11 protein-coding genes are annotated in these 12,049 nt (G+C 39.7%); 5 read left to right on the top strand and 6 right to left on the bottom strand.

Annotation, left to right across the window (positions count from 1 at the left end; all coding sequences use genetic code 11):
* Positions 1–108 precede the first annotated feature (108 nt).
* The 3 genes from AC570I_RS13765 to ispE form a co-directional block, all read right to left on the bottom strand.
* Positions 109–1,275 (bottom strand): O-succinylhomoserine sulfhydrylase, encoded by a 1,167-nt coding sequence (locus AC570I_RS13765; RefSeq protein WP_047799343.1) that lies wholly within the window; start codon positions 1,273–1,275, stop codon positions 109–111.
* Positions 1,276–1,368: 93 nt separating this feature from the next.
* Entirely contained in the window at positions 1,369–1,791 is a 423-nt protein-coding gene (locus tag AC570I_RS13760; protein ID WP_047799344.1) for an OsmC family protein, read from the bottom strand.
* A gap of 72 nt (positions 1,792–1,863) precedes the next feature.
* Complete coding sequence (gene ispE / locus AC570I_RS13755) at positions 1,864–2,667, bottom strand: 4-(cytidine 5'-diphospho)-2-C-methyl-D-erythritol kinase (RefSeq protein ID WP_047799345.1); 804 nt, start codon at positions 2,665–2,667, stop codon at positions 1,864–1,866.
* 193 nt (positions 2,668–2,860) lie between these two features.
* On the opposite strand from ispE, the gene AC570I_RS13750 reads away from it, so the two are divergent.
* The 5 genes from AC570I_RS13750 to AC570I_RS13730 all read left to right on the top strand — a co-directional run bounded on the left by AC570I_RS13750 (position 2,861) and on the right by AC570I_RS13730 (position 9,792).
* Positions 2,861–3,655, top strand: a complete 795-nt coding sequence (locus tag AC570I_RS13750; protein ID WP_497405879.1) for a thymidylate synthase — start codon at positions 2,861–2,863, stop codon at positions 3,653–3,655.
* Positions 3,656–3,684: 29 nt separating this feature from the next.
* Complete coding sequence (locus AC570I_RS13745; protein ID WP_047799347.1) at positions 3,685–4,200, top strand: dihydrofolate reductase; 516 nt, start codon at positions 3,685–3,687, stop codon at positions 4,198–4,200.
* 181 nt (positions 4,201–4,381) lie between these two features.
* Positions 4,382–7,363 carry a protein translocase subunit SecDF gene (gene secDF, locus AC570I_RS13740; RefSeq protein WP_497405878.1) on the top strand — a complete coding sequence of 994 codons (2,982 nt, stop codon included), beginning with the start codon at positions 4,382–4,384 and terminating at the stop codon, positions 7,361–7,363.
* Between the two features lie 193 nt (positions 7,364–7,556).
* Positions 7,557–8,861 carry an NAD(P)/FAD-dependent oxidoreductase gene (locus tag AC570I_RS13735; RefSeq protein WP_497405877.1) on the top strand — a complete coding sequence of 435 codons (1,305 nt, stop codon included), beginning with the start codon at positions 7,557–7,559 and terminating at the stop codon, positions 8,859–8,861.
* Positions 8,862–8,931: 70 nt separating this feature from the next.
* Positions 8,932–9,792 carry a hydroxymethylglutaryl-CoA lyase gene (locus tag AC570I_RS13730; RefSeq protein WP_497405876.1) on the top strand — a complete coding sequence of 287 codons (861 nt, stop codon included), beginning with the start codon at positions 8,932–8,934 and terminating at the stop codon, positions 9,790–9,792.
* A gap of 21 nt (positions 9,793–9,813) precedes the next feature.
* Here the strand turns inward: AC570I_RS13730 and AC570I_RS13725 are convergent, their stop codons facing one another.
* The 3 genes from AC570I_RS13725 to fbaA form a co-directional block, all read right to left on the bottom strand.
* The gene (locus AC570I_RS13725) at positions 9,814–10,236 is read right to left on the bottom strand and encodes a GNAT family N-acetyltransferase (RefSeq protein ID WP_497405875.1); all 423 of its coding nucleotides are present in this window, start codon (positions 10,234–10,236) and stop codon (positions 9,814–9,816) included.
* A complete protein-coding gene (locus AC570I_RS13720; protein WP_047799352.1) occupies positions 10,236–10,718 on the bottom strand; it encodes a low affinity iron permease family protein in 483 nt (160 codons plus the stop codon). Before AC570I_RS13720 ends, AC570I_RS13725 begins: the two co-directional genes overlap by 1 nt.
* A gap of 140 nt (positions 10,719–10,858) precedes the next feature.
* On the bottom strand, positions 10,859–11,938 hold the full coding sequence (gene fbaA / locus AC570I_RS13715; RefSeq protein WP_047799353.1) for a class II fructose-bisphosphate aldolase: 1,080 nt from the start codon (positions 11,936–11,938) through the stop codon (positions 10,859–10,861).
* Positions 11,939–12,049: the final 111 nt, after the last annotated feature.

Raw genomic sequence — 12,049 nt, 5'->3', positions numbered from 1 at the left:
GGCTAAAAAAACTGAATATTTTCCGGGAGACCGAGTCAGCTGCTTTGCCGGAGGAGAAAAGCATCATGCGGTAAACGAATCAAGGTTCGTTTACCGCATCGTTTATTTTTAAGCCAGCGCCTGCTCAATATCAGCAAGAATATCATTGATGTGCTCCAGTCCGATAGATAAACGGATAGAACCTTGTTCAATACCTACAACATTTCGTTCTTCTTCACTTAACTTACTGTGAGTACTCGTTGCCGGGTGCGTTGCAATAGAACGGGTATCAGCTAAGTTGGCTGAAATTGAAAACATCTTCAGCCCATCCATAAATTTGCTGGCGCCTTCTACCCCGCCCTCAACAACGATGGTAACAATACCGCCACCTTGTTTCATCTGCTTTTTAGCAATTTCATGTTGCGGGTGCGATGGTAAAAAGGGGTATTTCACCAACTTAATTTTTGGGTGCTGCTCCAAATATTCTGCAACTTTTAAAGCACTCTCGCAGTGGCGATCCATACGTACAGCCAACGTTTCCAGACTTTTTGATAGGATCCAGGCGTTGAATGGCGAAAGTGACGGTCCGCTGTGACGGGCAAAAGCCACTACCTCCGCAATCAATTCTTTACTACCTAGAATAACACCGCCAAGTACACGTCCCTGCCCATCAATATACTTTGTTGCCGAATGGATTGAGATGTGTGCACCTAATTTAAGTGGCTGCTGGAGGTATGGCGTTGCAAAACAATTATCTACTACCAAAAGCTGATTGTGTTTTTTAGCCAGATTTCCTAAATATTCCAGGTCAATGATATCTATACCCGGGTTTGATGGCGTTTCTACAAAAATCATTTTTGTATTGGGTTTAACCAAGCCTTCCCAGTCCTCGGGTTTGTCTAAATCTGCATAATCGAAAGTAACCCCCCATTTAGAAAACACATTAGTTAGTAGCTGGTGCGTTGATCCGAAAACAGAACGGCTTGAAACAATATGATCGCCAGCCTTTAGAAATGCGGCAAAGGTGGTAAAAATAGCCGCCATTCCTGTAGCCGTAGCAAAACCGTCTTCAGCACCTTCCAGCAAACACATTTTTTCGATAAATTCTGATGTATTTGGATTTGCATAACGACTATACACATTTCCTTCTTTTTCATTGGCGAAAAGTGCACGCATTTCTTCAGCATCATCAAATTTATAACTTGATGTAAGATAAATTGGTGCAGAATGTTCTTTATGTAAACTACGTTCGGTTTGAGTGCGTATAGCTATCGTTTCAAAATTTTCAGATTTCATTTTTGTTATTATCAGGATTTTAGTATCAAGATCGAAGTATCGGATATCAAGATCTGGTATTTTATATAGGTCATGTCTTGATAGCTGTCATTGCTACTTGCTACCGTTTATTGTATAAGTAAAATTAATTTTTGCAGAGCGACCGAGAATGTTGGATACCGAACAATATTTATCAAAAGTCATGGATAATGCACGTTCCACCTTGGTCGTACTCAGGTCACCAGCCAGGTCAAACTGGATATCAATTACATCAAAAATTGGAGGCATCTCCTCTTCTTTGCGTGTAGCCTTGATTGCTATTCTGATATCATCAATTACTTCCTTCTGCTTCGTTAATATGTTCACCATATCGATTCCACTACATCCGCCAAGACCAATCAGGAGCATCTCCATTGGTCTGAAACCTTTGCCTTCACCGCCAATAGCAGCTTTTGCATCCAATTCGACAGTGAAACCGCTCTCGTTTTCTGCCTCAAAGTTAAATTTTCCGCTTTTGCGGATGAGATTAATATTCATTTCGTTAGTATGAAGTATGAGGTTCAGGGCATTAAGACGTCACGTCTTACACCTAACAACCTTTTACCTTTGTTAAATATCGTAATAAACTAAATTTTCGTATTCCAGTTCAGGCAATTTTACGGGATTATTGAAAATTGCAAATACTGACGAACCACTTCCGCTCATTAGAGCAAAGGTTGCGCCTGCATCATATAAACTGGTTTTTATTTGACGAATTTGGGGATACTTCGCGAATACCGATGGCTCGAAATCGTTGATAACCTTATTTTTCCATGTTGTTGATGGCAAATGTATGATTTCTTTTAAGGATTGCAAAGGCTTTTGTGGTTTTACCAGGGCATAGGCATCAGCTGTACTGACATGCACAGGCGGTTTAACCAGCACTTTAAAGTAAGCTGACAAATCAACTTCGCACTTTTCGAATTCATCGCCTTTATTGAAAGCATATACAGGTTTATTCTCGATAAAGAACGCACAGTCCGCCCCTAGCTGTCGTGCATAATTCTCCATTTGTTGAACAGATAACCCCAAATCAAATTTATCATTTAACAGTTTTATGAGAAAGGCACAGTCGGCCGAGCCGCCCCCTAAACCTGCTCCCACCGGAATATTCTTTAAAAGATTAATTTCCTGTGGGGGGATATTAAAGTCCGTCTTTATCAGATGGTATGCTTTTACACATAAATTGTCATTTGCATCACCCGGGATAACAATTCCATGTATTTTGCATGAAGTAAATTCCGCATCGGTGATTTCAACGGAATCTTTAATATTAACCGGATAGAAGATCGTTTCCAGGTTGTGGTAACCATCTGGCCGCTTTTCGGTGATATTAAGTCCGAGGTTTATTTTTGCATTTGGAAAAGATAACATTCAGAGTTCAGATTTGAAATATGTGATTTGAGATCTGAGATTGCTCAAATTCAAACATAGTACTGATACAAACATACAAAATGTTTAAAAAACTGAATTGTAGAAAATTAATGACTATTCAATTTGATTAATTTTAGATATTTGTAGCCAATACCACTTAAGATCTGGAAGCCCCGGAACGGGTTAAGAAAATATGAAACAATACTTAGATTTAATGCAGCAAGTGCTGGATAATGGTGCACAGAAACACGATCGCACAGGGACAGGAACCATTAGTGTTTTTGGCTACCAGATGCGGTTTAATTTGCGGGAAGGCTTCCCTATGGTTACTACTAAAAAGCTCCATTTAAAATCTATTATCCATGAACTGATCTGGTTTTTAACAGGCGACACCAATATTAAATACCTGAAAGATAATGGTGTACGGATTTGGGATGAATGGGCTGATGAGGATGGAAACCTGGGACCGGTATATGGATCACAATGGAGAAGCTGGCCCACGCCAGATGGTCAGCATATTGATCAGATTACCAATATCATCAATACCCTTAAAAACAATCCTGATTCACGCAGAATTATCGTTTCCGCATGGAACGTTGCTGAAATTGAAAATATGGCGCTTCCACCCTGCCATGCGTTTTTTCAGTTTTACGTAGCTGACGGAAAGTTAAGTTGCCAGCTGTATCAGCGCAGTGCAGACATCTTTTTGGGTGTTCCTTTTAACATTGCATCATACGCTTTATTAACAATGATGGTTGCTCAGGTATGCGGACTTGAAGCCGGTGATTTTGTACATACCTTAGGTGATGCCCACCTATACAATAACCACATTGAGCAGGCTCATTTACAATTGAGCAGAGCGCCAAAGCCGCTACCAATAATGAAGATTAACCCAGATGTGAAAAGTATTTTTGATTTCAAATTTGAAGATTTTACATTGGAAAATTACGAAGCACATCCACATATAAAAGGCGTAGTGGCAGTATAATACAGTTTATATAAATAAAATAAGAGTTGATGACTAATGAAGGAAAAAGCGCTTTGCTTTGTATTGCCGTTGCCACGGGCGAAAACTTTGAAATAGGGAAAAACAATCAGCTACTTTGGCATATGCCGGCCGACTTGAAATTTTTCAAACAAACCACTACCGGTCATACGGTGATCATGGGCCGTAAAACCTTCGATTCGGTAGGAAGACCATTGCCAAACCGCAGAAACATCGTAATCACACGAGATCGTCAATTGAAAATCGACCATGTAGAAGTAGTAAACAGCCTCGACGAAGCACTTGAGTTAACCGCGGACGAGGAAAAATCAGTATTTGTAGTGGGTGGTGCCGAAATTTACCGTCAGGCGTTACCTAAAACCGACATTTTGTACCTGACTACCATTCACCATACCTTTGAGGCTGATACATTTTTCCCGAAAGTTGATAGAACGGAATGGCAAACCATTAGTAGTGAAACTCATCATGCGGATGATAAAAATAAGTACGATTACACCTTTGAGGTATTAAAGAGAAATAACATCTAAATCGTATTATGCGGCGAAGCCAGCTCAAAAACAGTATAACCTCAACAATTCTCACCCGATAATTCTCTCTTAAAAATTATTCTTAATAAATTATCAATAAGGAGGTTCTATAATTTAAAAATTTAATTAGATTTGCCGACTTGTTAAAAAACAGCGAAAGACAAATTATTTTAAACAAACAATGCAAGGAAAAGGTTTTATTAAGTTTATAGCGATAGTTTTAGCTATCGTTTGTGCGTATGCACTTTCTTTTACTTTGGTAGCAAACAAAATAGAGAAAGACGCAAAAAACTATGCGAAAGGTGATGCAGCCAAAGAGAAGGCTTATTTAGATTCGATGAGTACCGAGAAAGTTTATCCAGTTGTTGGATTTACTTACAGCGAGGTAAAATCGAAAGAAATTAACTTAGGTCTCGACTTAAAAGGCGGTATGAACGTAACGATGGAGATATCGTTAGCTGAACTGGTTAAATCTTTAGCGGGTAACCCTACAGATGCCAATTTCAACAAAGCTGTTCAAAATGCACAGATCCAGTTAAACGCAGGTGGAAAAGATTACATCAAGATTTTTGTTGATGAATTCGAAAAGTTGAGTCCGGGCGTTAAACTTGCAGATTTTTTCTCTAATCAGAATAATGCTTCGCAGTTAAAACCAAATGCAAGCAATAGCGAGGTTGAGTCTTTCTTAGAAAAAGAAGCAACCAGTGCGATTGATCGTTCTGAAACTGTTTTACGTTCTCGTATCGATGGTTCAGGCGTTGTTAGTCCAAACATTCAAAAACAAGAAGGAAGTAACCGGATCTTAATTGAAATGCCAGGTGTTCAGGATAAAGAACGTATGGCTAAATTATTACAGGGTTCTGCTGAATTACAATTCTGGCAGGTATACCAGGTTCAGGAAGTTGTTCCTTTGCTTGAAAATATCAATAAAACTTTAGCGGCTACTTTGAAATCAAATACGCCTGCAAGCACTGATACTACTGCAGCTCCTGCTGCTGGTGGCAAGCTTGCCGGTTTAGAAGGCAAAGCTAAAACTGATTCTGCTGCTAAAGGTGGTAAACTGGCTAATTTAGGTAAAAAAGATTCTACAGCGGTTAGAGCCGAACTGGCAAAATCCAATCCGCTATACGCCGTGCTTAACTTACCGATTTATCAGGGCGAAAACGGTCAGCAACAGTTGATTCCTGGCGCTGTAGTAGGGATGTCTTTACAGAAAGATACTGCTAAAGTTAATGCTTACCTTAAAATGCCTGAAGTTGCTGCATCTATTCCATCATCGATGAAATTTATGTGGAGCGTTAAACCAAGAGAAGGTTCTAAAATTTTCGAATTATATGCTATTAAAGTACTTAGTGCAGATGGCAAACCGGATTTAGGTGGTGAAGCAATCAGCGATTCCCGTGCTGATTTCGATCAGAAAGGTAAACCAGAAGTAACCATGTACATGACCAGCGAAGGCGCTGCAAAATGGAAAAAAATTACCGCAGAAGCTGCAGCTGATGCAAACAATAAAAAATCTATCGCAATTGTATTAGATAACATGGTTTATTCTGCACCTACAGTACAGAATGAAATCGCTGGTGGTGTTTCTTCAATTACCGGTAACTTTACACAAACTGATACAAAAGATTTATCTAACATCTTAAAGGCTGGTAAATTACCTGCTCCTGCACGCATTGCAGGTAGCTACATTGTAGGTCCTACCCTTGGCGCACAGGCGATACACGATGGTCTGATCTCTTTCGTAATTGCATTTATTGTAATCTTAATCTTCATGGCGTTGTATTATCACCGTGCAGGTTGGGTTGCAAACTTCGCTTTATTGGTTAACTTATTCTTCATCATTGGTATATTGGTATCTCTTGGCGCTGTATTAACTTTACCAGGTATTGCAGGTATCGTATTAACCATTGGTTTATCGGTAGATGCAAACATCCTTATTTTTGAACGTGTACGTGAAGAACTCGCTTTAGGAAAGGCTACTCCCGCTGCAATCAAAGAAGGTTTCAAACATGCGATGCCATCTATTATCGATTCAAACGTTACGGTATTCATTTTGGGTGCAATTCTATACTTTTTCGGAAGTGGCCCGGTTCAGGGTTTCGCAACTACATTATGTATCGGTATCCTTTCTTCGTTGTTCGCAGCTGTATTAATCTCAAGAGTAGTATTCCAATCGATGTTAGATCGCAAGGTTGAAATTTCTTTTGATAACAGCTTAACCCGTAATGCTTTCAAAAACCTGGCCTTCAACTTCGTTGGCCGCCGTAAAATTTACTACATCATTTCCAGCATCATCATTATTGCCGGTATTGGTATGTATTTTAAAAATGGTGGTTTAAACCTTGGTGTAGATTTCAAAGGAGGAAGAACTTATCTGGTTCATTTCCAGAATCCTGTTACTACTGAAGAAGTAAGAGCTAAACTAACTCCTGCTTTTGGAAACGAAACACCTGAGGTTAAAACTGCGGGTGAAGACAGTCAGTTGAAAATTACAACTACTTATCAAATAGAAGATCAGGATGTTAAAACGGATAAAGTTGTTGAAGATGCTTTAAATAAAGGGTTAGCAGGTTCAAAATATGAAATTGTAAGCTCGCAAAAAGTAACGCCTATTATCGCCAGCGATATCGTTAACGGTGCATTTTACGCTGTATTAATATCATGTTTGTTTATGTTCGTGTATATTGTAATTCAGTTCAAAAAATGGCAGTATGGTTTAGGTGCAGTTATCGCATTATTCCACGACGTTTTAATGGTATTATCATTCTACACAATTTTAGATGGCGTACTACCATTCTCTTTAGAAATTGGTCAGGATTTCATCGCAGCGATTTTAACGGTAATGGGTTACACCATGACGGAAACAGTAGTCGTATTCGACCGTATTCGTGAACGTCTTAAAGAATCGGGTAAAAGCGATTTACACGGTGAAGAACGTAATAACTTAATCAACTTCGCATTGAACAGTACATTAAGTCGTACGATTTTAACTTCACTTTCGGTATTCTTTGTATTATTGGTGATCTTCATCTTTGGCGGAGACAGTATACGTGGATTTATCTTCGCATTGTTGATTGGCCGTATCATTGGTACCTATTCATCACTATGTATCTCTACTCCTATCGTAATTGATCTTGGTAGTTCAGAAGAGAAAAAATAAGAATCAGCATTTTTTAAGATTCAGAAACGCCCCGATAAACCGGGGCGTTTTTTTTTTGCCATAACTACAAATTGAAATGATCATAACAACATTAATTACCGGCAGAATGAGGTGATAACGGTTGAATATCCACGGTATTTAAACCATTTGTATATCTTTTTGTTACTTTAGCAAACAGATAAACCGATAGAAAATGGATTTACAACTTCCTAAAAGCGAATACCCTAGAGTACTTATAGTTGGAGGTGGATTTGGAGGAATTGAATTAGCAAAACGATTAAAGAATAAACCTTTTCAGGTGGTGATGTTGGATAAACATAACTACCATACTTTTCAACCGCTACTTTATCAGGTAGCAACGGGCGGACTCGAGGCTGAAGCCATCGCCTTCCCACTTCGAAAAATATTTAAAGGTCAGAAAAACCTGATCTTCAGGGTAACCAAGGTGAATGAAGTTAATGCGGCTGAAAATTATGTACGCACCGATATTGGCGATATCCATTATGATTACCTGGTAATTGCTACTGGCTCTACCAGCAACTTTTTTGGTAATCAAGAGATCGAGGCAAATTCGATGCCAATGAAATCGATTCCCGAAGCTCTCGATTTAAGAAGCCTGATACTACAGAATTTCGAAAAGTCTTTAATTCAAAGCGATTCAGATAAAAAAAGCGCCCTTTTAAACTTTGTTGTCGTAGGCGGCGGACCAACCGGAGTAGAAACTTCCGGAGCAATTGCGGAGCTTAAAAAGCACGTGATACCTAACGATTACCCCGAAATGGATTTAAGTAAGGTAAACATTTACCTTGTTGAAAACTCTCCGGAAGTACTCGGCCCGATGTCGCCACAGGCTCAGGTTCATGCCAAGAAATTCCTTATCGAAATGGGGGTGCAGGTGATGAATGAAACCCGCGTACTCGGCTATGACGGACATATACTTACGCTTCAGGATAAGCCACCAATATTAAGCGCTACGGTAATCTGGAGTGCCGGCGTTAAGGGGCAGGTATTAGCAGGAATGGAAAAGGCAGAAGTGGTACGTGGCGGAAGATTAAAAACCGATACGGAAAACCTCGTTGCAGGATACCAGAATATATATGCCATTGGGGATGTTGCGGCGATAATCAATGACGAAACACCTAACGGACATCCCGGGGTAGCGCCAGTAGCCATCCAGCAAGGGCACCACCTGGCCAAAAACCTGATCAATATCGCCCAGAAAAAACCTCTGGAAAAGTTCAGCTACTTTGACAAAGGATCGATGGCTACTGTTGGAAGGAATAAAGCGGTAGTAGATATGGGCAAAATACGCTTCCAGGGCGTGTTTGCGTGGTTCACCTGGATGTTTGTGCACCTGATGACATTAGTGGGCTTTAGAAACAAAATTATCGTGTTTATCAACTGGCTCTGGAGCTACTTCAGTTACGACAGGGGAACACGTTTAATCATCAGGACATTTGCCAAAGACCGAAGTGTTGACTATAGAAAGGAAATTTAACTGATGACCTGGCCGTTTTACATTGACTTGAAAACCTTGCCTATCACCTATTTTAGTGAGCCCATTGCATATGAGTGAAAATAAATTTAAACTGGTTGAATGTCCTCGTGATGCCATGCAGGGCCTTCATGATTTTGTTCCAACAGCCTTAAAAGCGCAATACATTAATTTATTGCTTCAGGTTGGTTTTGACACGCTGGACTTTGGTAGTTTTGTATCGCGAAAGGCTATTCCGCAGATGGCGGATACCGCAGCATTGCTGGCAAAACTGGATCTTAGCAACACTGCTACCCAGCTGCTCGCCATAGTAGCAAATATAAGGGGCGCAGAAACGGCGGGTGATTATGAACAGATCGATTTTTTGGGCTTTCCATTTTCCGTTTCAGAAACCTTTCAGCAGCGCAATACCAATTCGAGTATACCGGCATCGTTAGCTACGGTTGAGCAGATGTTATCTTTATGCCAAAAGAAAAACAAAACAGCCGTTGTGTATCTTTCAATGGGTTTCGGCAACCCGTATGGCGATGTTTGGAACTATGAAATTGTAGAAAAGTGGACAGAAATTCTGGTGAGTAAAGGAGTTAAAATTCTTTCGATTGCTGACACAGTAGGTGTGTCTACTCCCGAAAAAATCAGGGAAATTCTACCCACACTGATATCCGGATATCCGGATACCGAAATCGGGATTCACCTGCATTCCACTCCTGCCGACCGCCTCAAAAAGATTGAAGCTGCATATCAATCAGGAGTGAAGCGCATTGATGCTGCTTTAAAAGGCTTTGGTGGTTGTCCGATGGCAGCTGATGACTTAACGGGAAATATTGCTACCGAAGATGTAATTTCCTTTTTAACTGCAAAAGGCGAAAATCTAAATCTCAACATGGAAAAATGGCACGAGGCAATGATTTTGTCCGCTCAGATATTTGGATAATTGTTGTTCGCTTTAAAATCTTTAAACTTTCTTTACCATTTTAAAATGCTGAATTCCTGCCTCTTCAAACTGGTCACCTTGTGAAGCAAAGCCAAATTTAGCATACAAGCTTACGGCATCCAGTTGCGAGTTCAGGTATATATAATGAGCATCTTCAGGTAAATCTGAAAGTGCTTCGGCAATTAGAGCTCTGCCTACCCCCTGCCCCCTGAATTCTTTCAATACGGCAAAACGTTCGAGCTTATAACCCAGTTCAGTTTTACGCCAGCGGCAGGCCCCGCAGGGTTGCCCATTCTGAGTGGCAAGAAAATGGGTGGAAACATCTTCGTTTTCCCACTCCAGCTCTGGCGGACAATTTTGTTCCTCTACAAATACTTTTTTACGGATAGCAAATACCTTATCTAAATCTTCTGGGTGAATAACTTTTTGAACCTGTAGACTCATTATTTCTGGTGTTTAAAGTGTTTATTCGTTTTTATTTTCTCTTCGTTAAGTTCCTTGGCAACATCAATGGAATGAGAGCAGTGAATATCGGCCTCTTTTTTGGCAAGCGTAGCAATCGTAACGTAAAATTTATGTAACTGATCCAACTCCTTTTCACTTAAATCCTCAATATCTACCATGCGGTTGCTTGCACCCTGTTGCGCAGCAATTAATTCATTTAACTTTAACTGTATAGCTTTACCATCCTTGTTCTGCGCTTTCTGAATCAGAAAAACCATCAGGAAGGTGATGATAGTGGTACCTGTATTAATCACGAGCTGCCAGGTTTCCGAATATTTAAAAACAGGACCAGTAACTGCCCAGATAATTACGATAGCAGTTGCGGCAATAAAAGCTACAGAACTGCCTGTAAATTTGGTTGCGGCATTGGCAAACTTCTCAAAAAAGTTATTCTTTTTGATGTCGGTTTTAGATTTAGTCATCACATTTTGGTTTGCTTAAATATAACCATAAAACAAAGAAAAACGCCATAAGTTTTTATACCTATGGCGCTTTCTAAATTATCGAGTGGCTGATTTCCAGATGAGTGAATGAAAAAATTCACCATCAAAAATCGCACATATTATAATTTGTCATTTGCATTAACGCAATTCAAATCTTCAAAAGCAACAGTCAAACGTTTAACAAATGCTTCTTCAGCTTTACGTAACCAAACACGTGGATCGTAGTATTTCTTGTTTGGCTTATCGTCGCCCTCAGGGTTACCGATCTGGCCTTGAAGATAAGCTTCGTTCTTTTTGTAGTATTCTAGAATACCTTCCCAGAATGCCCATTGCATATCCGTGTCGATATTCATCTTGATTGCCCCATAAGAAATTGCCTCTCTGATTTCTTCTTGTGAAGAACCTGAACCACCGTGGAATACAAAGTTGATTGGTTTTTCTTCAGTTAAACTAAATTTCTCTTTAATAAAGTCCTGAGAGTTTTTCAAAATTACCGGCTGCAATTTAACGTTACCTGGTTTGTAAACACCATGCACATTACCAAAAGCGGCAGCAACTGTGAAACGAGGAGATACTTTGCTTAACTCTTCGTAAGCATAAGCTACTTCACTAGGCTGAGTATATAATTTTGAGCTATCTACATCACTGTTGTCTACACCATCTTCTTCGCCACCTGTTACACCAAGTTCAATTTCGATAGTCATGTTCATCTTTGACATGCGTGCTAAGTATTTAGCAGAAATCTCCATGTTCTCCTCGATAGATTCTTCAGACAAATCTAACATGTGTGAAGAAAATAAAGGCTTTCCGGTTTCTGCGAAGAATTTCTCGCCATGATCTAAAAGGCCATCAATCCATGGCAATAATTTTTTAGCAGCGTGGTCAGTATGCAAAACCACAGCAACACCATAATGTTCTGCCAATAAATGTACATGCTTCGCTGCAGATACAGCACCTAATATGCACGCTTGTAATTTCTCATTATCTAAAGATTTACCAGCATAAAACTGTGCACCACCATTAGATAACTGAATCATAACAGGCGAATTTACTGCCTTAGCAGTTTCCAATACCGCATTAACCGTATTTGTTCCGGTTATGTTTACTGCTGGTAAAGCAAACTGATGTTTTTTAGCCTGCTCAAATAATTCTTGAACGGCATCTCCGTAAATTACGCCTTTGTAGCCTTTTAAACTCATCTCTTGTTAATTTTTATTTGTTCGAAGTTATAAAAAAAAATAACATTCCAAGCTTTTGTAACAACAGAATTATTTGCTTTACAACCAACTAAAGGCCATTAAGTGTAAAAA

Source organism: Pedobacter sp. A2324 (assembly GCF_059693705.1).
Note: the sequence above shows the minus strand (reverse complement) of the source record. Positions and strands in the feature narration are given on the sequence as shown.